Origin of the sequence: Bacillus sp. cl95 (assembly GCF_900115925.1) — a bacterium.
GTDB lineage: Bacteria > Bacillota > Bacilli > Bacillales > Cytobacillaceae > Neobacillus_A.
The window spans coordinates 559,760-580,848 of record NZ_FOYF01000002.1 but is presented as its reverse complement, the minus strand read 5'-3'; the positions used below and the strand labels follow the sequence as shown (position 1 = coordinate 580,848).

Annotated in this window: 22 protein-coding genes and 1 riboswitch; of the genes, 2 read left to right on the top strand and 20 right to left on the bottom strand. The window is 37.6% G+C overall.

Annotated elements, in window-relative coordinates:
- Window positions 1-4: 4 nt before the first annotated feature.
- Together BMZ31_RS08150 and BMZ31_RS08145 are read right to left on the bottom strand one after the other, a co-directional pair.
- On the bottom strand, window positions 5-1,507 hold the full coding sequence (locus BMZ31_RS08150; protein WP_090831227.1) for a RecQ family ATP-dependent DNA helicase: 1,503 nt from the start codon (window positions 1,505-1,507) through the stop codon (window positions 5-7).
- Complete coding sequence (locus BMZ31_RS08145; protein ID WP_254778666.1) at window positions 1,498-2,562, bottom strand: YpbB family protein; 1,065 nt, start codon at window positions 2,560-2,562, stop codon at window positions 1,498-1,500. Before BMZ31_RS08145 ends, BMZ31_RS08150 begins: the two co-directional genes overlap by 10 nt.
- Before the next feature lie 269 nt (window positions 2,563-2,831).
- Between BMZ31_RS08145 and BMZ31_RS08140 the strand changes: the two genes are divergently transcribed.
- The gene (locus tag BMZ31_RS08140; protein WP_090831226.1) at window positions 2,832-3,080 is read left to right on the top strand and encodes a ferredoxin; all 249 of its coding nucleotides are present in this window, start codon (window positions 2,832-2,834) and stop codon (window positions 3,078-3,080) included.
- A 41-nt stretch (window positions 3,081-3,121) separates the two neighbouring features.
- Here the strand turns inward: BMZ31_RS08140 and BMZ31_RS08135 are convergent, their stop codons facing one another.
- The 18 genes from BMZ31_RS08135 to BMZ31_RS08050 all read right to left on the bottom strand — a co-directional run bounded on the left by BMZ31_RS08135 (window position 3,122) and on the right by BMZ31_RS08050 (window position 20,694).
- Window positions 3,122-3,700, bottom strand: a complete 579-nt coding sequence (locus BMZ31_RS08135) for an ECF transporter S component (protein WP_090831225.1) — start codon at window positions 3,698-3,700, stop codon at window positions 3,122-3,124.
- 158 nt (window positions 3,701-3,858) lie between these two features.
- A riboswitch (FMN riboswitch) is annotated at window positions 3,859-3,993 on the bottom strand.
- A gap of 145 nt (window positions 3,994-4,138) precedes the next feature.
- Window positions 4,139-5,092 carry a M23 family metallopeptidase gene (locus BMZ31_RS08130; protein WP_090831224.1) on the bottom strand — a complete coding sequence of 318 codons (954 nt, stop codon included), beginning with the start codon at window positions 5,090-5,092 and terminating at the stop codon, window positions 4,139-4,141.
- Window positions 5,093-5,288: 196 nt separating this feature from the next.
- Window positions 5,289-6,458, bottom strand: coding sequence for a GerMN domain-containing protein (locus BMZ31_RS08125; RefSeq protein WP_090831223.1), 1,170 nt, complete (start codon window positions 6,456-6,458; stop codon window positions 5,289-5,291).
- Window positions 6,433-6,984 carry an RNA polymerase sigma factor SigX gene (sigX, locus tag BMZ31_RS08120; RefSeq protein ID WP_090831222.1) on the bottom strand — a complete coding sequence of 184 codons (552 nt, stop codon included), beginning with the start codon at window positions 6,982-6,984 and terminating at the stop codon, window positions 6,433-6,435. Before sigX ends, BMZ31_RS08125 begins: the two co-directional genes overlap by 26 nt.
- 591 nt (window positions 6,985-7,575) lie before the next feature.
- Window positions 7,576-9,348, bottom strand: a complete 1,773-nt coding sequence (locus BMZ31_RS08115; protein WP_090831221.1) for an ATP-binding protein — start codon at window positions 9,346-9,348, stop codon at window positions 7,576-7,578.
- Entirely contained in the window at window positions 9,345-10,094 is a 750-nt protein-coding gene (locus BMZ31_RS08110; RefSeq protein ID WP_175478031.1) for a response regulator transcription factor, read from the bottom strand. Before BMZ31_RS08110 ends, BMZ31_RS08115 begins: the two co-directional genes overlap by 4 nt.
- A 64-nt stretch (window positions 10,095-10,158) precedes the next feature.
- Window positions 10,159-11,346 (bottom strand): c-type cytochrome biogenesis protein CcsB, encoded by a 1,188-nt coding sequence (gene ccsB / locus BMZ31_RS08105; protein ID WP_090831219.1) that lies wholly within the window; start codon window positions 11,344-11,346, stop codon window positions 10,159-10,161.
- Window positions 11,327-12,991: a cytochrome c biogenesis protein ResB gene (locus BMZ31_RS08100; protein WP_090831218.1), complete on the bottom strand. Its 1,665-nt coding sequence runs from the start codon at window positions 12,989-12,991 to the stop codon at window positions 11,327-11,329. The genes ccsB and BMZ31_RS08100 overlap by 20 nt, the downstream gene beginning before the upstream one ends.
- Window positions 12,992-13,011: 20 nt before the next feature.
- Window positions 13,012-13,536 carry a thiol-disulfide oxidoreductase ResA gene (gene resA / locus BMZ31_RS08095; protein WP_090831217.1) on the bottom strand — a complete coding sequence of 175 codons (525 nt, stop codon included), beginning with the start codon at window positions 13,534-13,536 and terminating at the stop codon, window positions 13,012-13,014.
- 100 nt (window positions 13,537-13,636) lie between these two features.
- A complete protein-coding gene (locus BMZ31_RS08090; RefSeq protein WP_090831216.1) occupies window positions 13,637-14,374 on the bottom strand; it encodes a pseudouridine synthase in 738 nt (245 codons plus the stop codon).
- A 148-nt stretch (window positions 14,375-14,522) separates the two neighbouring features.
- A complete protein-coding gene (locus tag BMZ31_RS08085; protein ID WP_090831215.1) occupies window positions 14,523-15,059 on the bottom strand; it encodes a spore maturation protein in 537 nt (178 codons plus the stop codon).
- A 6-nt stretch (window positions 15,060-15,065) separates the two neighbouring features.
- A complete protein-coding gene (locus BMZ31_RS08080) occupies window positions 15,066-15,653 on the bottom strand; it encodes a nucleoside recognition domain-containing protein (protein ID WP_090831214.1) in 588 nt (195 codons plus the stop codon).
- Window positions 15,646-16,791, bottom strand: coding sequence for a D-alanyl-D-alanine carboxypeptidase family protein (locus BMZ31_RS08075; RefSeq protein ID WP_090831213.1), 1,146 nt, complete (start codon window positions 16,789-16,791; stop codon window positions 15,646-15,648). Before BMZ31_RS08075 ends, BMZ31_RS08080 begins: the two co-directional genes overlap by 8 nt.
- Window positions 16,792-16,984: 193 nt before the next feature.
- Complete coding sequence (locus BMZ31_RS08070) at window positions 16,985-17,875, bottom strand: superoxide dismutase (RefSeq protein WP_090831212.1); 891 nt, start codon at window positions 17,873-17,875, stop codon at window positions 16,985-16,987.
- A 369-nt stretch (window positions 17,876-18,244) separates the two neighbouring features.
- The gene (locus tag BMZ31_RS08065; RefSeq protein WP_090831211.1) at window positions 18,245-18,733 is read right to left on the bottom strand and encodes a YpuI family protein; all 489 of its coding nucleotides are present in this window, start codon (window positions 18,731-18,733) and stop codon (window positions 18,245-18,247) included.
- Between the two features lie 27 nt (window positions 18,734-18,760).
- Window positions 18,761-19,180: a hypothetical protein gene (locus tag BMZ31_RS08060; RefSeq protein WP_090831210.1), complete on the bottom strand. Its 420-nt coding sequence runs from the start codon at window positions 19,178-19,180 to the stop codon at window positions 18,761-18,763.
- A gap of 160 nt (window positions 19,181-19,340) precedes the next feature.
- Window positions 19,341-19,928, bottom strand: a complete 588-nt coding sequence (scpB, locus tag BMZ31_RS08055; RefSeq protein ID WP_090831209.1) for an SMC-Scp complex subunit ScpB — start codon at window positions 19,926-19,928, stop codon at window positions 19,341-19,343.
- Window positions 19,915-20,694: a segregation/condensation protein A gene (locus BMZ31_RS08050; RefSeq protein ID WP_139205921.1), complete on the bottom strand. Its 780-nt coding sequence runs from the start codon at window positions 20,692-20,694 to the stop codon at window positions 19,915-19,917. The genes scpB and BMZ31_RS08050 overlap by 14 nt, the downstream gene beginning before the upstream one ends.
- A gap of 188 nt (window positions 20,695-20,882) precedes the next feature.
- On the opposite strand from BMZ31_RS08050, the gene BMZ31_RS08045 reads away from it, so the two are divergent.
- Window positions 20,883-20,975, top strand: coding sequence for a YjcZ family sporulation protein (locus BMZ31_RS08045; RefSeq protein ID WP_090831207.1), 93 nt, complete (start codon window positions 20,883-20,885; stop codon window positions 20,973-20,975).
- Window positions 20,976-21,089: the final 114 nt, after the last annotated feature.

Here is a 21,089-nt window from a genome sequence, read left to right as displayed (position 1 = left end):
ATGCTCACTTATTTAATAGTATTTTTTTTAAATATGAGTCCCAATCAACCACTTCGTTCTCTTGGTCGTCTTCTTCAATTACACATTGTCCATAATAGTCATTAAGGTTAATACCACAGAGATCACAACATTTTTCCGGATGAGTGTCCATGGTTTCTTCAAAATATTCTAAGATAAATTGACGTCTGCAAGCATGATTCTCCAGCCATTCTTTGACAGTAAAAATATTTTGTTTTTTTAGTGTTAATCGTGATTCAACCACTTTTTTGAGTTCCTCAATCATTATCGGAATAGGCATATAGACCTTGCTTCTGTTCAAGAGGAAATCACAAATAAAACGCCATTGAATTTCTGTTAATCCACAGGTTGCTCTTACTTCATCTTCAAAGTCATGTAGTTTAATTACTGGGACATTTTTATCCTTAAACCAAACTCCAAGCCAGTCCAATTGCGATTCAGAAGGCAATTCACCTTCAGCAAGTTGAAGAGGCAATTGTTCGTCTCCAACAGCATGTAGTAAAATCGCAATACTTTCAGCGCCATCTCGACCTGCCCTCCCGATTTCCTGCAAATAGGATTCGAGTTGTAAGGGCATATGGAAGTGAATGATAAAACGGACATTGTCCTTATTAATACCCATTCCGAAAGCACTTGTTGCACATACAACATCTAGCTGACCATGTAAGAACTGTTGTTGCACAAGGATTCTTTGCTCTTGATCCATACCTCCATGATAGTAATCTGCCTTTGTAATCCCTCTGTCTTTGAACATTTCCGCTGCCTGCATGGCCATCTTTTTACTTGAAAAATAAACAATACCTGGCCTCTTTAATGTCGATACACATTCAAACAATCTCTCCAATTTTTCTCGATGGTTGTCTAGCTTCTCGACATAGAGCGCAATGTTCCGCCGGTCTACAGTTGATACTATTTGATGTGCATCATCTATTCTTAAGGAACGAAGAATGTCTTGACGCACTTCCTTTGTTGCAGTTGCTGTTAATGCCAGTGTTAATGGGTTTCCGAGGTTGCTACGAATATCACCTAATTTGGAATAGTCTGGACGAAAATCATAACCCCACTGTGAAATGCAATGAGCTTCATCTACTACAAACAAAGCCAATTTTAATTGTTTAAGCTTTTCAGTAACATAATCTAAAGCTAACATTTCAGGGGAAATAAAAATGAATTTAAACTCTTTAAGATGTTCAAAGGCATATCTTCTCTCTGAATAAGTTAAAAATGAATTTAAAGCAATTACTCGTTTCTCTCCAAACAACTTCATTTGATCCACTTGATCTTGCATCAAAGAAAGCAGGGGAGAAACAATGAGAACACTCCCATCCATTATGTAGCCTGGCAGTTGATAGCACAGGGATTTCCCTGTTCCAGTCGGCAACATGGCCGACGTGTGTTTTCCTTTTAAGATCGATTCAATTACTTCTTTTTGTCCGTTTCTGAAAGAGGAATATCCAAAGTATTTTTTAAGGGAAATTTCTAATTCCATTGTCGCTCACCAGACTTTGCCAACGCCAACCGTATTTCAAAATAACTGGCATGGGCTAATTTTTCACGTATGTATCTTAACTGCTTGCTTGATATACTTTCAGCCACTTTTTGAATCGAAATTTGTAATTCTTCATCAACAAAAGAATCGATTGAAAAGTCCTTTACGTTTAGAGCTATTTCAACGACATGGTCCTCTATTGTACTTAACTTCAAACGTCTGAATTTTGCAATCTGAGTTATTGAATATCCTGCATTAAGCATGTCATATGTTTTTTGAGTTGATAAGGTCAATGTTACCTTTTTCGTATCAATAAGGGACGATAATAACGGATATTTTATTCTATGATTTTCTACCTCTTGAATCAAATAATGGATAACATTCAGAAATTCAAGATGATAATGGGTAATATCCATGCCAAGCTTTTCAGCAGCTTGCCCGAGAGTTAATCCGATTGATTTATACCCTGTTAATCGTATGACAAGAGCTTGAGGGATGATTCTTTCATCTTTATTTAAACTTGTAGAAAGTTCATTATACAAGGTCTCACCAATTAAATCCCGATCATCCTTATTGGACTTTAATAAATCCTTTAACCAAAGGTGGATATCCCTTTTTCTTTGTACTGGAAAATAATGCTGTTCATGGTAAATAAGATTTGAAACAACTTGAACCAAAAGTGATAAACGCTCCCAAAATACATTCGTAATATGGTGGTATTTCCAACCATTCAAGTGAATAGGTAATGGCCTAATACTAAGAATCTTCTGAAGTTCTATTTCCCCCACAGGAGTTATCACATAATGTTCCTTAGAAATGGAGGTAACCCAACCTTTCTTTTCAAGCCTTCCAATCACATCCTGAATTTCCGCTTTCGTAATAACTTCTGAAGTTTGAAATAAGCTTGTAAGTCCAAACAGATGAGCATCTTGAATTGTCTGTGATGATTTTTTTCCTTTTAAGAGATGAAAGATGGCGTTAATCGACCTCTCACCTTTAAGGTTTCTTAAGCAATTTATGATTAGCATATCTAAAAAGTCCAATTCAATTGTCACCTGCCTACCCACTTTTTATTGAACATTTTAATCTTAAACATCTTTACTTATTCTTCTATTATTTTACCATGAAACTACTTATCCTTTGTTGAAATCTGTTGATTTTTGTAATACCACTCATAGAGGAGCTTACTGTGATAAGCATTCTCAATACATTTACTATTGAAAAGTTGAAGTTTGAGTTTTACAATAGAGGTTGAGGAATACGTTTCCATTCCTTATACGTGGAAACGATAAATGTTTTGTCTATTTATATGGGAGGTTTTTTCATGGCTAAATACACAATTGTTGACAAAGAAACTTGTATCGCATGTGGCGCTTGTGGTGCTGCTGCTCCAGACATTTACGATTACGATGATGAAGGCATTGCATTCGTAACACTTGACGATAACGCAGGTATCGTAGAAATTCCTGACGTATTAGTAGATGATATGATGGACGCTTTCGAAGGCTGCCCAACTGATTCAATTAAAGTAGCAGACAATCCATTCGATGGAGATGCATTAAAGTTTGAATAGTCATTAACAAAACCCCCTTCTTATCGAAGGGGGTTTATTTTTTATGCTTTTATTACGGTTTGTTTATTAATCCATGTTTGCATCTTAGCAAATATGGCCATGAAAATCACTGAAATAATTAAGCCTTTTACAACATTAAATGGTAAGATTGCATTCACAACGAATTGGCGTGTTTCTGGACCAGACATTGCAGGCGCATTCAGGAAAAATGTGTAGGCTGGCAAGAATACATAGTAGTTTAGGACGCTCATAAGAACACCCATGAAGATCGTTCCTGCTGCTAGTGCAAGTGACATCCCTTTTTTAGTTTTCAACTTTTGATAGATATAATAGGTTGGTAGGATAAAAAGTATCCCTGCAACAAAATTAGCAATATTCCCAACTGGTACACCTGTGGCACTGCCCGTCATCATATAATCAAGCACATTCTTAAATAACTCGACCAAAATGCCTGCTAACGGACCAAAAACTAATGTTGCGACCAAAGCTGGAAGATCGCTAAAATCAATCATCAAAAAGTTTGGAAATGGCGGAAGCGGAAAATTCAATAGCATTAATACATACGCTATGCTACTCAGCATTCCAATTGATACCATCGTTCTTACATTCATTTTCTTCATGTTCCTCTCTCCTTTTGTGATCCACCACGTTAAGAAGAAAGGTTCAGCAAACACAAACCCATGCAAAATAAAATCCTCAAATCAAAGACTTGAGGAGAATTAAACAAAGGCATGCGCAATAAACGTTCAAACCTAGCATTTTTGAACGTCTGCAGAACCTCCACCTTCTCCCATCCAGACTATACTGTCGGCTTTGGAATCGCACCAAATCCTGCCCAAAACACAGGCTCGCGGGCTTAGAGACTAATCTCATTACCGCCGATCGGGAATTTCACCCTGCCCCGAAGATAGATCAATATTTAGTTACCTATCCATTATATATAAAAAATATCCCCTTGTGAAGAAAAATAACTTTATTGCCTTTTAACAGGATATGGAGAAAGCCAAAGCAAAAATTTGCTTCAGCTCTTGACATTTGTGTATTAGTAATCAAATTCCCTATTCCTTCTTCTTAATAGTTAAGATTTGATCAGGAAAAATGATGTCCGAATTTAAGCTATTCGTAATTCTAATTTCATTTATACTAACCCTGTACTTCCGCGAAATAGAGGTAAGACTTTCACCATTCTTAACAACATGCTTTTGTACAAATGTAGAGGCTATCGTCAATTTTTGATTATTCTTAATGACATCGCTTGAAAGGTTGTTTATTTTCTTAAGCGTGTCCAGAGATACTCCGTACTTGTTTGCAATTGACCATAAAGTTTCACCACTTTGAACAGTATGTTGAGTTGTTCCGTTGTGTCTTTCATCATTCTTACTCTCTAGTTTTTGTTCTTTTTTAACTGAAGAAGTGATTATATTTTCCTCACCAGACTTTGCAGGACTAATGGTGACAACGGCAGGATCACTATTTTTCTTGGCAAACGCTTGTACAGGTGTGCCTAAATCTACTTCACCTAAAACCATTATCGGATCAAGTGCATTTTCCTTTTCATAGGTCCATTCTGATACATGTACTTCCAAATGCAAATGAACACCAGATGACTGTCCCGTATTCCCCATCTTGCCAATTAGGTCGCCCTGCTTTACTTTTTGCCCTTCCTTTACCAATCTTTCGCTCAAGTGGGCATATACAGTTTCTAGATTATTGGGATGCTTTACAAATACGACATTCCCGTATGTTTGACTGAAATAAGACTTCATAACAATTCCACTATCAACTGTATGTATAGGTGTGTTTACTTCCCCAGCAATATCCATCCCTTTATGTTGACCATGCCTTGTCCCAAAAGTATCAGTAATGACCCCGTCCGAAGGCCAAATCCAATGGGCAGTCAGTTCATTTAGATTCATTTCAGCGGCCTGAGGATGCTTACCTCCCAAAAACAACAAACTCACACAAAGTGCCATAATGATGGCAATCAGCACTCTTTTTATGTAATCTCGCATCATTTTCCTCCTTAAACTTGTCCTCACTTTTTCACTGTATGTCTTTCCTCGGGATAATAGAACACTGAGAAAAAATGGGACCGTAAGCACCTTGTTATTAATGTGATAATTTTTCAGTTTTTATGCAAAAAAATTGATTTAAAATAAGACAAAGAGCCAATCCCATTTGGATTGACTCCTTGATTAACAACTATTGCTATCTTTTATTTGGGGCAACAGGAACTTCTAATACTTGTGAAAAGTCCATACCAGAAAGCTCGAATACAGGCATATTATTAAATTTTACAGCTTTAATCCCAAAATCTTTCGCAGTTAACATCATTGCTTCTACCATCAGAGACAGAGATTCATCGGAGTCTGCAAACACTGATCCATCAAGAAAATTAACAGTCAATTGATCCCCCTCTTGAGTAAGTTCATATTGAACAGTCTCAGGAATCGATTTCACTCGTTGCTTATCTGCTAAATTCTGTTTCATTGCCTCGAATGCTTGCTTGATGTCACTAAAGGAATCTTCGGAAGGAACCAGTAATGGCATTTTGTCTGCGTCTGGCCTATAAAGGAAATAAGCTTTCTTTCCTGTGAAAACCACTTGCTTCTCTTTAAATTGGTCATTCCCTGTAGATATCCCAAGTGTTCCATTAGTCTTGAATTGAATTTTTTCTACTTGACTATTGGAAGCCAAATTTCGAATTAAGATTTCAACCATACCTAATTCATTATTTGATCCTTGTGCATACGGATGATCAGCAGCTACATTAAATATCGCGGTAGTGGGAGAATCTAAGGATAAGTCACCTTTTAAGGGGTAGTAATCTGACAATCCCCATGCTTCTTCGTTAAGGTTTTCCATATGCTTGTTGAACGAGTCTATCCAATTGGCATTTTCGTCTTGTTCAGACAAAATCGATATAGGTACCAAAAAAGTCGCCTGTGTATCAGGTACCCAGTATGTTAGAACTTGATTGTTTCCAACTTCATTTGAGTAAAGAGCGGTTCTTAGGTCTATCATATCCATTTTGTTAAGTGAGTGGGTGTCTTGTAACTGATCAGCGGCTTTTTTCTCTACCGCCCCACCCTGAGAGTCTTGTTGCGGAGATTGTTCCAGATGCTCCGGAGCCGCTTTATCGAGAGACATTTCTTGCATGGAATCTTGCTGTGACCAGATCCCTGGTATAATCATAAGAAACACTAGCGCGGCTGCAACAGTTGCTACCCCCGGCATCAACCAGGATCTTCTCTTCTCATTATTTAGTTTTGAAGAAATATTTTGATAGATGTCACGAGGATCGCGATGATCTTTGATATTAGGCATCTGTCTAAGAAGGTTCTCGAGTTGTTTATCGCTCCACTCTGACTTTTTCACTATCGATTTCCTCCTTCCCTATCCTGTTCTCCATGTGTTTCTTCAGAACTTTCAAAGCCCTATGTTGGGTGGTTTTCACCTTACTTTCAGTCCAGCCCAATGATTCAGCAGTTTCGGAAATTGACATATCGTGAACATAACGCAACAAAATAACTGATTTTTGATCCAGTGAGCATTTGTCGAGGCACTCATAAATATGTTTTATTTCATCTCTTTGAATGGCAACTTCCTCAGGAATAAGGGAAACGTCTTTTACATGCTGAGCGGTCAAATCAAATTTTTCTATCAGTCTCTGTTTCCAACCTTTTTGCTTTCGAAAAAAATCTATGGCTACATTTCTTGCAATGGAAAAAAGCCATGTTTTTTCACTACTTTTTCCTTCAAATCGATCGTACGACTTCATCACTCTTATATAAACTTCCTGAACAAGATCTTCCGCTTGTTCCTTGTTCTTTACCATGTAAAAAAGAAACTGGAAAACGTCATGATGATATTTATGATAGAGTTCATCGAAAACGGAGTCCATCACATTCCCTCCCCGTTCATATATATAGGCGCAAATTTTTCAAAAAAGTTTCACTTATAAATATAGTCTTTTTTGCCTGTAAATGGAAGATATTTTATAGAAATCCCCCAGTACTAGTTTATAGAATTTTGCTCTGTTAAAGTACAATGTTGATTCTGCAATTTGTTGATTGGAGCGGAAGGTGAGAAACTCCTCGAAATTCCTCAATTATGCTATCGCATAATTTCGTGCGTGGGTCCTTTCGAGGAAGCCATTCAATGTCCTGCGGGATTTGCGGGACAGGTGAGACCCCACAGGCGCATATGAGCCGAGGAGGCTCACCGCCACACCCAAGACGAATTTGTCCATGAAAAAGCCGGAATTAGGGCTTTTCATAATTCGTAACGCGGAAAGCGAGCATCCTGGAGCGGAAATCAACAGGTAAGCAAAACAGTGCCTAGAATATAAAAAAAGACCCACTATTTTTGAGTGAGTCTTTCAATCGGTTAGCCTTCAGAATAGCATGGTTAAAACTTTCTTCAAGAAGAATCGGAGGAGAAAATTTAATGAATGTTCCTTGTGAATCAAGAACAGTCGTCATTTTTATTGAAATTATTCCGATTTTCGAGGTAAGAAGAAGGAAAATGTCGTACCTTGACCAAGCTTACTTTGCACCGTAATATGCCCATGATGAGCATCCACGATATTTTTAGCAATTGCAAGTCCAAGTCCTGTTCCGGCACGTCCTCGCGTTCTTGCTTTATCCGCTTTATAGAAGCGTTCAAATACGAATGGTACATCTTCCTCTGGTATTCCAGAACCAGAATCCTGAACCTCGAAAAGCGTTCCTTTATCCAAGTCTTTAACAATCACGTTTACGTGACCGTCTTTTGGAGTATGTCTTATCGCATTGTCAATTAGATTTGTGAGAACTTGTTCGATTCGATCAGGATCAAAACTTAATTGAAATTCCTCTTTATTTACACCTGCACTAATCGTGATTTCATTGTCTCTAGCAAGACCTTGAAATTTCCTAATGATTCTATGAATATAATTTGGAACATCCATTTCCTCTTTGGTTAATGCGATATGTCCAGCTTCCATCCGTGCCAAGTCAAGCAACTCATTTACAAGTCTTCCCATTCTCAATGATTCATCATATATTACTTGAGCCATTTCTCTTTTTTCTTCATCGGTTTCAGCGATACCATCTACAATTGCTTCGCTGTACCCTTGCATCATCGAAATTGGCGTTCGCAACTCGTGGGATACGTTTGCTATAAAGTCTTTTCTCAGCGCATCAAGTTGCCGTTCTTCTGTCATATCCCTTACAACCGCTACTGCGCCACGGATAAACCTGCTGCTGTAAAGCGGGCTTACTATGACAACCCAATATCGACCATGAAGGGAAACCTCTCCCACCTGTTCTTTTTCGGTACTGACAGCCAGTTGAAATAAGTCCATTACCTTTGAAGGAACAGCTTCAGGATTATCACTCATTTCTCCATTTGCATAATACCAATACTGAAGAAAACGTTCAGCAGGCGGATTGGAAATCAATATTGTCCCATCGCGATTGAAAGTAATAACACCATCTGCCATACTGCTTAGGATACTTGCCAATTGTTCCTTTTCTTGACTAAGCGCATTCATATTAAATTGAAGCTGTTTTCCCATTTGATTAAAAGCAGTTGCTAGTTCACCAATTTCATCATTGGTGAGGATTGGTACCTTAGTATCAAATTTTCCTCTTGCGACTTCAAAAGCAGCTTCGCGCATTTTTCTTAATGGAGCTGTGATGCGAGTCGATAAGAAAAATGCAAAGATGGTCGTGAGTATGATCGCAACACCAGCTACAAGCAATATAAATTTAGTGGTCGACCTAGTCGTTACTTTCATGACTTCCAAAGATTGATAAACAAATACTGCACCTGTGTGATCATTCCCCCTTCCGAACGGAACGCCAATGATCCAATGTCTTGCTGTTTCCTTTTCAGAAAGGTTAGAGATTTTCTTCACTTGTTTCTCTTCATTTAAAACCTTTGATAGTTCACGATCTTCTTTAATTTGTTTAACCGATAATTGATTTGAAGCATTCGTGTTCGGCGAATAGTAAACATCCTGATCATGAATAATGACAACTTTAGTTACATTATCTATGATTTCCCATGATATTTCTAATCCTACCGGTAATTCTGCTCCTTCATGCTTTTCAAGGACATGTGCGATTTTCATTGCTGTTTCAGTAAGCTGTTTATTCGTTTCATCATTGTTATTGTTTTCAAAGAACTGTAACAACAATACAGTTAAGATAAAAAGGATAAAGGAAACGAGCAAAAGAATCGTTATCCAGAGCTTACCAACTACACTCCTTAGAAAAATCATTCATTTATGACCTCAAACTTATAACCAACTCCCCAGACTGTTACAATCATTCTTGCAGCCTGTTCAGAAACCTTATTTAATTTTTCACGAAGACGTTTTACATGGGTATCAACTGTTCTTAAATCACCAAAGAATTCATAGTGCCAAACTTCTTTCAAAAGTTGTTCACGGTCGAAAACTTTATCTGGAGATTTCGCAAGAAAATATAACAATTCATATTCTTTCGGAGTTAGACCGACTTCTTTCCCATCTGCCGTTACTCGATGGGCATCATTATCAATTGTTAGATGAGGGAAAACAATAACATCTTTAGAAGTGGTTTCTGTTTGTAAATAACTTGTCTGCGAAGATCTTCTTAACAAGGCTTTTACACGCAAGACAACTTCTCTTGGACTAAAAGGTTTAATGATATAATCATCTGTTCCAACTTCAAATCCCTGTACTCGGTTAACCTCTTCGCCTTTTGCTGTTAACATGATAACAGGAGTTGCTTTTTTCTCTCTTAACTCACGGCATACTTCAATGCCATCTTTACCGGGCATCATTAAATCAAGAAGGATGACATCATAATCATTCGAGAGCGCTTTCGCAAGAGCTTCGTTTCCGTCTTCAGCTTCATCAATCATGAACTCTTCTCTCTCCAAGTACATTTTCAATAAACGTCGGATTCTTTCCTCATCATCAACAACTAATATCCTTACTTCCTTCTCCACACAATTCCCTCCAAGCAATTTATCAGTTTTCATTTTTATTTTTTAAAATAGCCTTCACTTTAAAAAGTGAAGGCTATTAAATTATAGCTTATTAATCTTAAGATCCTGCGTATGAGTGTAACCCTGCAATAACTAAGTTAACTGCTACTAGGTTAAACATGATAATGACAAAGCCGAGTACTGCTAACCATGCTGACTTTTCTCCATGCCAACCTTTAGAGAGGCGAAGATGTAAGAATGCTGCATAGAATAACCATGTGATTAAAGCCCATACCTCTTTAGGATCCCAGCCCCAGAATCGCGTCCAGGCAACTTGTGCCCAAATCATTGCAAAAATGAGTGCCCCAAGTGTGAATACTGGGAAACCAATCAATACAGATCGATAACTTATTTCATCTACTAAATCAAGGTTTATATTTTTCACCAGAGGTTTCAAAGTTGCTGCTATTCTCTTCCTTAAAATCACTCTGAGTAAACCATATAGGACAAGTCCTGTCATGAGAGACCATATAACTGTATTTAATTTCTTAGCATTGATGAAAGCGGGAACTTCAAAAAGTGGTTCAAAGCTTCCATCTGTTAACAGAACCCCTTCATTAGGTCCAGTAAGTGCTGGCATCTTGAATTCCATATCTGCCTTATTACCGTTCTTTTCAACCCATTCAAATTTTGCATTATAGTCAATACCTGAAAAAATACTGGAAATAACAACAAAACCTAAAGTAGTAATAAGTCCGAACATTACAACTTCAAGCCAAAATGTACGTTTGCTCGCTTTTGTTTGATCAACCATTTTCACCAAATAGATCAATCCAGCCGCAAAACTGATTGACAGAATAGCTTCTCCAAGTGCTGCGGTTGTTACATGAATATGAAGCCAATAACTCTGTAATGCAGGAATCAAAGGAGAAATGTCCCTTGGAAACATGCTTGCATAAGCGATGACTAAAACAGCTACTGGCAAGGTGAATAGCCCAAGTAATGGTGTTCTATAAATTGCGTAAATGACAATAAATGCTCCTACCATTGCCATTCCAAAGAATGTTGTAAACTCGAATAAATTACTAACAGGAGCGTGGCCTGCTGCAATCCAACGGGTAATAAAATACCCTACTTGCGCAATAAAACCAATGACCGTGACGACGATCGCCAACTTCCCCCATTTATTCGATCCTTTTTTTGCATCTAGATCTTTTTTTGACCTAATCGCTCCCCCAAATAACAGAATAGCAACTAAATATAAGATAAATGCCGTAAATAATAAATTACTGCTTATGGCTACCATCTTCGGTATCCCCCTTGTCCATCTTTGCATTTTGAACCTGATCGTTAGGCATAATCATATTCGTGCCTGCCAATACAAACTCAATATCTCGCTTAAGCCCATACCAGTTCTTGTTCGTATGAGCAGCGATCATGATTTGATCACCTTTTCTCTGAACCCAGATTCTTCGGTGATTCCAATACATACCCTGGATGACTCCAATCATAAAGACTAGGCCACCTAAACCGATGATCCATAAAGTCTTGTCAACTCTCACCGTTAGAGCTGCGACATTTTTTGTTTCTACACCTTTAAACTCCATCTTGTATTCATTTTCGCCAAGAGGTTCCAATGTCTGCCTGATTGCAGTGAAGCTAACTTCTCCATCTGGATGCTCAGGACTGAACATTTTAAAAACGAATGCAGGGTTATTTGGGATTCGAGATTTGGTTCTTGGCTCTCCACCCTTACTCTTATCAAACTCAAAATCAGGGAAATAGCTTAAGAGTTCAACTGAATAACCATTTCCTAAGTCATACTTCTTTTTTGGCTCATAAAGATCAATTGTAAGATCGCCAAATGTCTTTTGAGACTCTTTCTGTGAAAGAGTGAATGTCATTTTGTTTAACTCATCCAACTTATAGTCAACTTGATATAAAGCAAAATCTCCAAATTTCAATGGTTCATTTACTTTAATCTTAAAATCTTTCATTTTTTTCAAGGTTGGCTTTTCACCTGGTACAGTATTGCCTTCCTTTTTATAGAGGACAACATCTGATTGGTACGTCTTCACGACATTTCCTGCTTTATCTAGTGCATTCTGGAATACTTCTTTATCCTTTTGTTTATCGTAGAGTTCTAGAGTGAATTTATCATTACTTAAATAATATTTCCCCTCTGTTCCCGGGATAGCTTTTGTCTCTCCTTCACGAATCCAAAGGATCTTATCGACATACATCCCTGGTACAAAACGCAACATTGCTCCGAAGAGGAAAATAATTAGTCCAATATGGTTTACATATGGTCCCCAACGAGAAAAGCGGCCCTTTTCGGCTAATATGTCACCTTGAGATTCTCTCACTTGGTACCTTTTTGCTTTCAAACCTTCTACTGCTTTGGATAACTCTTGCTCGTTAATCGTCTCAGTAGCAATTCCATAAACGCGTTGCCTTTTTAGAAATCCTTCATTCCTTGTAACGTTTTGCGCTTTTAACGCTCGGTAAAGTGGGATAACTCGGTCTAAACTACAAATAACCAATGATACTCCTATGGATGCAATTAAGATTAAGTACCACCATGAGCTATATAAATTGTGGAACCCTAAGTCATAGTACAATTTCCCGAACCAACCATATTCCTGTTCGTAGTAATCTGCTACAGGCATTATGTTTGGAATATACATTTCCTGAGGTAGGATGGTACCGAGTGAAGAGGCAATCAACGTTAAAACGATGAGCCATACCCCTACTTTAACCGACGAAAAGAAGTTCCAAATCTTATCCACGATTGTCTTATTGTAAGTTTGGGACCGTCTAGCACTGCCTTCGTAACGCATATCAATAAGTTGCTTTTCTTTTTCTCTCTCATCCAGAACTTTGCCGCATGCCTCGCAAAGTATGGTACCATGTGGATTTACATGACCACACTCACATTTTACTTCTTTCATTTAATAAAACTCCCCGTAACTTATGGTTTAATTTGTTCCATAAAATCTTTTACCATTGCTTCGGTTAATTGACCGGTATAGTACTTCACAACTTTCCCCTCTTTATCTATCAGGAACGTTGCAGGAATTGGATCAATTCCGTATGCATCCTGGATTTGTCCATCTGTATCTATAGCCACTGGAAAATCCAATTGATGACGCTCAACAAACTTGGAGACGACAAGTTCAGATTCTTTCACATCAAGGGCTAGTACCTGCACGCCTTGATCCTTAAATTGGTGATATTGATTATTTATATAAGGCATCTCTTTTTCACAAGGCTTGCAGAAAGTACCCCAAAAGTTTAAGAATACGCCCTGACCTTTATATTCTGAAAGTCTGTGTTTATTACCATTTAAATCCGTTACAATAAAATCTGGGGCCTGCTCTCCAACAGCCACTCGTTTTGAATCATCTTTTGTAAAGTTTGCGTACAATGTATATGCCACAGCTGCCCCTAGAATGAGTAGGATGACTGTTCTTGTCATCAACCTTTTCTTCTTCATTAAGTAACCCCCAAAACATTCCACTTTTTAAGCATGAATTAAATTATAACATTTTTTATCATTAAAATAGTGTTTTCGAAATTGGCGAAATGTGACACTTCTATGAATTTTTCCTACCAGATTCCATTGCCATCGCTCTCAGTTGCTTAACTTCATGTGGTGTCAATTCCCTTGTTTGACCTGTACTTAATCCTTGCAAAGTAAGGAAACCATAACGTTCCCTTTTTAACTTAAGTACTTCATTACCGATGGCATCGAACATTCTTCTTACTTGTCGATTTCTTCCTTCATGAATAACAATTTCCACGATAGCCGTGTTTTTCTGTTTATCAACAGAAAGCATTTTCACTCTGGCAGGTGCTGTTTTTCCATCTTCCAGCATGATCCCTCTTTCAAGCTTTCTAAGTTGCTCTTTTGCAGGAATCCCCTTCGTCTTTACTACGTATAACTTTTCTACACCATTTCTTGGGTGCATGAGTAAATTGGCAAATTCCCCATCATTGGTCAGTAGAAGCAATCCAGACGTATCATAATCAAGGCGTCCAACTGGATAAATTCGTTCAAGCATTTGTGGCATAAAATCCGTAACCACTTTTCTACCTTTATCATCCTTTACACTAGAAATAACTCCGCGCGGTTTATAAAACATATAGTAAACAGGTTCTTCTCTTTGAATCTGCACTGCATCAACTTCAACTCTATCTGATGGGGATACTTTGATTCCAAGTTCCTTTACCACCTTGCCGTTTACCTTCACTCTGCCTTCTTTTATTAAGTCTTCGGATTTTCGTCTTGATGCAACACCAGCGTGCGCAATCACTTTTTGCAATCTTTCCATCTATGCCACCTCATAATATTCTAATCTAAGTTATCTTAACTAAATTGTATCCTAATGAATTATGACACAATTCCCCTTGTTTTCAAAGTAAGCTAACCAACAATAAAAAAAAATCCTCTTTTTATTGTAAAATAAAAAGAGGATTCTCCTATTTTCCACCAAAAACAATGGTAACAATAACTACGGCTGCGATAATTCCAACCAAATCGGCAAGCAAACCAACCTTCACTGCATCGCCCATCTTTCGAATGCCAACGGCTCCAAAATAGACCGTTAATACGTAAAAAGTCGTGTCTGTACTTCCTTGTAATGTGGCAGCAAGTCGCCCAACAAAAGAATCAGGTCCATTTGCGGCAATAATATCGCTTGTCATTCCAAGAGCGGCTGTCCCAGATATAGGTCTTATAATGGCAAGAGGAACAATTTCTGCTGGGATACCAATCTTTTCAACTAAAGGACGAATGAAGACCATCAATTGCTCAAGGGCTCCCGAAGCTCTAAAAACAGAGATTGCAACCATCATACCAACTAAAAAGGGAATGATGGAGATGGCTATTTTTATTCCTTCTTTTCCTCCTTCTACGAAACTTTCATAAGTAGGTACTTTTTTCATCGTTCCATAAATAAGAATAGATCCTATTAACACTGGGATGAACCATAGTGAAATGAGGGAAATAAATGCCATGTTATATCATCCTTTGCGACTTCTTCGATAATGAAAATATCGATCTATTAAAATCCCACCGATTGCCGATATTATAGTGGCTATTAATGTAGGACCCACAATATCTGTGGGCGAAGCACTATTGTAATTCATCCGAATCGCGATCACTGTCGTTGGAATTAAAGTAATACTTGAAGTATTGATAGCTAGAAAAGTAATCATAGATCGGCTTGCTTCCGTTTTCCCTCCATTTAATTCCTTTAATTGTTCCATCGCTTTGATTCCGAGTGGGGTAGCCGCATTCCCTAGTCCAAACATATTGGCTATCATATTTGAAAGAATATACCCCATAGCTGGGTGTTGCTTCGGAACATCTGGAAAGAGCCTGACAATCAACGGTCGGAATAAAGCGGTAAGTTTAGAAAGCAACCCTGAATCCTCTGCAATTTTCATCATTCCAAGCCAAAATACAAGTATGCTAATTAAACCTATACATAAGGAAACTGCATCCTTTGCACCGCTAAAAATAGCTTCGTTCACCTGATTCATAGTGCCATTGATAAGGGCAAACACGATTCCGATAAGAGTCATAGCCACCCATATATAATTAACCATCGCTCTTAATCCCTATCATGGATGTGAAGATATTATCAAAAAACTCGAATAAGCTCTTTTTATCTTCACTAGACTTTTCGAAATAGACAGGAACTTTCTCAATCTCTCTTCCATCTATATACACAACAGCATTTCCCACAACACTTGGGACATCTTCTTCATCATCCCATTCTTCTTTTGGCTTTAGCAATTTGTACTCAAGTTTTATTTTTTTACTCTCTTTACTTGTAACAGGATATTGAATAGGGTGATTGATATAGATCTTATTTTTATAAAACGATGATTTCCCGGCACTAATTTTCCCTTCTTCTGCAATCTCAGCCATGTCATACTTTTTAAAGCCATTTTCAAACATGAATATATGATCGTTCCAATCATCTGGACCATTAAGTGTTACGGCAATTAAGTCCATATCTCCTTTTGTTGCAGTCGTTACGAGCGTTCTCTTCGCCCGTTTTGTATAACCGGTTTTTCCTCCTGTACAATATTGATATTTATTTAGCAATCGGTTTTTATTTTTCCATACCCTGTCCCATTTTTCAGTTGGATTAGGGGCACGATGAAGTTTTGAACCGGCAATCTTTTTATATGTTTCATTATTCATTGTATAACGGGTAAGCAAGGCCATGTCGTAAGCTGTGGAGTAATGCTGTTCGTGATCATCAAGTCCATGGGGATTAGAGAAATGTGTCTTGGTCATACCGATTTCCTGAGCTTTTTGATTCATTAAATAAACAAACCCTTCCACACTTCCACCAACATGTTCTGCTATGGCTACTGCTGTGTCGTTTCCGGATCTTAACATGAGTCCATAAACTAGATGCTCCAGTTTTATTTTTTCACCCTCTTTAAGATAAACGGAAGAACCCTCTGCCTTAATTGCTCTCCCGGAAACTTTAACTTCCTCATCCATCTTTCCAGATTCAATCGCAAGTATTGCGGTCATGATTTTTGTGATACTCGCTATCCTTCGTACTTTATGAGCATCCTTCTCAAAAAGGACTCGTCCTGATTTCTGTTCCATAAGAATCGCACTTTTTGCACTTACGGAAACAGAAGCATCCACTTTTTGAGGTGCGTTCATAAAGAGTAGAACCGCGATGAGTGCATAAATGACCGGCTTCCAAATCAATTTCATGAGATACCTCGTCTCCTTGTATAGTTTGTACAAGTTTATGGCTTAAGAGGGAGGGTTATGACTAGTTCAACACATAAAATAAAAAAGCGAAAACCGTTGTTTTCGCAAGATAAAAGTATTTCAACCTCTACAACTAAAGCTTTTTTACACCAGCTAAGTGTCACGCTCTCATATAAAATATTTTGAATATGGATTAAAAAGCTTCCCATTTCAATTGTCTTGCTTTTTCAAATCGAGTCTCTACATCCTTCCAATTCACTACATTCCACCAATTTTTCACATACTCAGCCCTGTTATTCTTATACTGCAGGTAATAAGCATGTTCCCAGACGTCAAGAACCAATAAAGGAATCGTATCCCATTGTGTCAAATGCATATGACTCTCAGTTTGAAGTACCTCAAGATGTCTCGAACGAGGTGACCAGACTAGGAGAGCCCAACCCGATCCTTCCACTTGCTTTGCTGCTTCTGTAAAATGATTCTTAAATGCATCAAAGCTACCAAAGTATTGGATGATTTCTTTGAGAAGACGCCCTCCTGGTTGCCCCCCTCCGTTTGGTTTCATGTTGTTCCAAAAAATAGTGTGTAAGTAATGACCTGATCCATGAAAGGCAAGTTCCCTGGAAAAATGCTTTACTAGTGTAAAATCATTTTGGAGTCGTGCTTTTTGCAGTTGCAACTCTGCTTTATTAAGTCCATCAACATAAGATTGATGATGCTTATCGTGATGCAACTCCATTATTTTTCTTTCAATAAATGGCTCTAGTGCCTCAAAGGAATATGGGAGAGGTGGCAATGTATGTTTTCCTGGTGGTATCATGGCTTCTTGTACACGTGCATTGCCAAATTCCTGTTGTCTTAAAAAGTAATCTTCCATATTATCATGGATCTTCTCTGCTTGTTTTTGTAAAGCCAACATCTCTTCGTTTGTAAGGGGTTTTGATATCCCTTCCAACACTTCAACAAATCCATTTAAACTTCTCCAAACTTCTTCACTCTTTCCTACTTCTTCTGCTTCTAAAAGATCTTTCATTTGTGAATTCCATTCGAATAGTTCTTTAACGTAACTTTTAAATTGATTCATCTCCGACCCTTCTTTCCTAGGCTATCTCTTATTTTATGAAAGCCTAAGGAAATGGTTCAACAGAAGGAACAAAAGGCGCAAGCGCCCTGTTTAGCCCCGACAGGCAAAAGACGAATCACGCAGTCATCCTCGAAAAAGCTATCGCTTTTTCTTCGTGCGATGTTAATGCTGCCGAAGCTTTCCTTGTCCTGATTTCTGAAGTGATTTGGCTTATGACCGAGGTTGTTTCGGCATTAGGAAACAACCCCGAGGGGCTGGGCGCTGGAGCTGGATTATTAGAAAAACGTAGAAAGTTATCCACATTAATTTATTATAAAAATTCCTAGACCACAAAAAAAGAGTACCCCTGTAAGGCACTCTTTTCACAACTTATTTTGATTGAAGCATTTTTGTTCGGTAATCAGTTTCGTAATATTCGAGATCTTCTCTCATTTTTTGAAAGTCACCTTCTAGCCCTTTCATCAAATGGGTCAATCTTTCTGGCACTTGTTTATAAAACTTTATGGAATTTTGACCCGTATAGGCGGAGCGACTATCCTCTGTCCAGGCATCATTTTTCGGTGAGAAAAATTCTTCGATGCATTGATGATATATTTTATATAATATTTTTTCAGCAGGAGCCTTTTGGAATGGATCTCCCTGCAATAAAAGAAGGCAAGTTTCTGCACTTTCTTCACTATATACGAGAAGTTTGCGAAGATTACTCAAAATGGCTTTATAATAATCTGCGTCCCCTTCTTGTTCAGTATTCAAAGTTGACAAGGTAGTTTCATTCAAGAAATCTTCTAAACTGTTATTTGTTTTCTTTAAGAAACTTTGTACATCTTCAAGCTGTGATTTCACAATTGTATTTCCCAAATTTACACCTCCGCAGGTTTCTAATGTTTAATTAGTCTGGACAATAAATGACAACGGCGAATCAAGTGGATAACCACCTTTTTGATCAAGAGACTCAAATATAGTTGGCAACTTTTTTAAATCAACATCTTTAAAATAGGAAGCCATTTCATGTTTGGAATTTATGTATAATCTTTTTCTATTCCTTAGATCAGGATTTTTCAACAAACAAACCACTGCTACTACATCTTTAAAAGTTACTTCTCTAGCATTTGCAGTGAATAGTGGATCATGATCAAGACCTGTGATCTCTTGTGCTAGCTCATCAAAGTATCTTAAGTATAAGATATGCAATGTCTTCGTTTGTCCATTCTCATTAAATACCACTTCACTTCGATTAAAAAAATCTTCTGAGGTATTTGACTTTTCTTTTTCCAATTCATAACCTTTACATTCTTTAATCAGCATGAAGATTCCTCCTTATTTCTAGGCTCTTGAAAAACTTGCCTGTTGATTTCCGCTCCAATCAACAAAACACAGAAAATTCATAGCCTATGTAAAATATTTTGAACAATTTGATTGATTACGAATATTTTAACATATTTTAAGTTGCTACTGTCTTTTGAAGCTATGAATTAACAGTATCCTGAAACTTTTCAAAGAATAAATCAGCTTCTTCCTGAACAAAGTCTTCTTCCACTTTGTCAGTTAAAGGAGGCAATTCATCCAAACTTCTAAGTCCAAAATAATCAAGGAATTCCTTCGTTGTACCGTATAGTATGGCTCTTCCAGTTCCTTCTGCTCTACCCACTTCTTTAATTAGAACTTTTGCCATTAGGGTCTGTAGAGGACGCTCTGTTTTTACACCCCTAATTTCCTCAATTTCAGTTCTTGTTATAGGCTGCTTATATGCAACAATGGCCAAAGTTTCTAAAGCAGCTTGTGAAAGCGTGTTTGTATTTGGAGATTCCACCAATTTCTTAAGGAACTGTACATTTTCCTTCTTAGTAGCTAGCTGATATACCCCAGCCAAGTTAACAAGTGTTATTCCTCTGCTTGAATCTTGGTCATAACCTTGCTTAAGCTCGTTGATAATTTCAAGCACTTTATGTTCTTCCACCTCAAGAACCGCAGAAATTTGCTTTAGAGAAAGTCCTTCATCCCCCGCAGCAAACAATAGACTTTCTAAGATGCCTTTCCAATTAATGATGTCCAATTGATTCTGCTCCTTCCGATGCTACAACAAATATTTCCCCGAAATTTTCTTCTTGTTCAGCTTTTATTTCATTCCGTTTCATTAGTTCTAAAACAGCCAGGAATGTAACGACAATGTGTTCACGCTGATAAATTGGGAACAACTCATTAAAACTGATTCTTCTTTTAATGGCTTTTAGCTCTTTTATAATTTCTGACATTCTCGTTTCAATAGAAATTTCCTGTCTGGCAATCCTCGTTGTCATGGGACGTTGCAGTTTTTTTCTTCTCATCAGTTTTTGGAATGCACTGAGCATGTCGTAAAGTGACACATTGAGTTCTTCTCTTACAAATTTTTCTTCTTTTCCAAGATCTGTTAGGTCACTCGGTGCCTTTGTATACATTAATCCACGTTCTTCTTCTAAATTCTTTAAATCATGCGCAGCTTCTTTATATTTTCTATATTCAATTAATCTTTCCACCAACTCGTCACGCGGATCTTGTTCAAGGTTGATTTCCATTTCATCATCGTATAAATCTTCTTCATACTTCGGCAAAAGCATTTTACTTTTGATAGCTAACAACGTAGCTGCCATTACTAAATATTCACTTGCAATATCCAACTTCAATTCCTTCATTGTTTGGATGTACAGTAAGTATTGTTCCGTTATCTTTGAAACAGGTATATCGTATATATCAATTTCAAGTGTGTTAATCAAATGTAAAAGTAAGTCTAATGGACCTTCAAACGCATCCAGTTTCACGTTGTATTGCAAATTTCTCACCATTATTTCTTGAAAAGATTTGCCATAGGCATGGCTACTTTAAGTATAGAGTATTCATATTCGTTGTCCAATAGAAATTTAACCTTAGGACTCATTCTTTCATTTAATTGGGGCAAACGCCTATAACGTTTTTTCCGGTCTTACATATGATGAAAGAGAAAACAAACATTATTTAAACAGGAGGTTTTAATATGTCTGGTGGACATTGCGGATACGGTTCAGGTTTTGCACTAATTGTGGTGCTATTCATCTTGTTAATCATCGTTGGTGCTTCTTGGTTCTAAACCACAAAGCCGCTTCTAATTAAGAAAAAGAACAAAAATCTTAACCTAAAAACAATTGCCCGTTTCCTTTTGGATGACGGGCTTTTATCATTTTCCCTTTAAACTTCTTTTCGA

What these genes read in the sequence shown, in the direction of transcription:
- BMZ31_RS08150 (WP_090831227.1), bottom strand. Translation starts at nt 1,507, where the DNA reads ATGGAATTAGAAATTTCCCTTAAAAAATACTTTGGATATTCCTCTTTC.
- BMZ31_RS08140 (WP_090831226.1), top strand. Translation starts at nt 2,832, where the DNA reads ATGGCTAAATACACAATTGTTGACAAAGAAACTTGTATCGCATGTGGC.
- BMZ31_RS08135 (WP_090831225.1), bottom strand. Translation starts at nt 3,700, where the DNA reads ATGAAGAAAATGAATGTAAGAACGATGGTATCAATTGGAATGCTGAGT.
- BMZ31_RS08130 (WP_090831224.1), bottom strand. Translation starts at nt 5,092, where the DNA reads ATGCGAGATTACATAAAAAGAGTGCTGATTGCCATCATTATGGCACTT.
- sigX (WP_090831222.1), bottom strand. Translation starts at nt 6,984, where the DNA reads ATGGACTCCGTTTTCGATGAACTCTATCATAAATATCATCATGACGTT.
- BMZ31_RS08115 (WP_090831221.1), bottom strand. Translation starts at nt 9,348, where the DNA reads ATGATTTTTCTAAGGAGTGTAGTTGGTAAGCTCTGGATAACGATTCTT.
- BMZ31_RS08110 (WP_175478031.1), bottom strand. Translation starts at nt 10,094, where the DNA reads ATGAAAACTGATAAATTGCTTGGAGGGAATTGTGTGGAGAAGGAAGTA.
- ccsB (WP_090831219.1), bottom strand. Translation starts at nt 11,346, where the DNA reads ATGGTAGCCATAAGCAGTAATTTATTATTTACGGCATTTATCTTATAT.
- BMZ31_RS08100 (WP_090831218.1), bottom strand. Translation starts at nt 12,991, where the DNA reads ATGAAAGAAGTAAAATGTGAGTGTGGTCATGTAAATCCACATGGTACC.
- resA (WP_090831217.1), bottom strand. Translation starts at nt 13,536, where the DNA reads ATGAAGAAGAAAAGGTTGATGACAAGAACAGTCATCCTACTCATTCTA.
- BMZ31_RS08090 (WP_090831216.1), bottom strand. Translation starts at nt 14,374, where the DNA reads ATGGAAAGATTGCAAAAAGTGATTGCGCACGCTGGTGTTGCATCAAGA.
- BMZ31_RS08085 (WP_090831215.1), bottom strand. Translation starts at nt 15,059, where the DNA reads ATGGCATTTATTTCCCTCATTTCACTATGGTTCATCCCAGTGTTAATA.
- BMZ31_RS08080 (WP_090831214.1), bottom strand. Translation starts at nt 15,653, where the DNA reads ATGGTTAATTATATATGGGTGGCTATGACTCTTATCGGAATCGTGTTT.
- BMZ31_RS08075 (WP_090831213.1), bottom strand. Translation starts at nt 16,791, where the DNA reads ATGAAATTGATTTGGAAGCCGGTCATTTATGCACTCATCGCGGTTCTA.
- BMZ31_RS08070 (WP_090831212.1), bottom strand. Translation starts at nt 17,875, where the DNA reads ATGAATCAATTTAAAAGTTACGTTAAAGAACTATTCGAATGGAATTCA.
- BMZ31_RS08060 (WP_090831210.1), bottom strand. Translation starts at nt 19,180, where the DNA reads ATGCTGATTAAAGAATGTAAAGGTTATGAATTGGAAAAAGAAAAGTCA.
- BMZ31_RS08050 (WP_139205921.1), bottom strand. Translation starts at nt 20,694, where the DNA reads ATGGTGAGAAATTTGCAATACAACGTGAAACTGGATGCGTTTGAAGGT.
- BMZ31_RS08045 (WP_090831207.1), top strand. Translation starts at nt 20,883, where the DNA reads ATGTCTGGTGGACATTGCGGATACGGTTCAGGTTTTGCACTAATTGTG.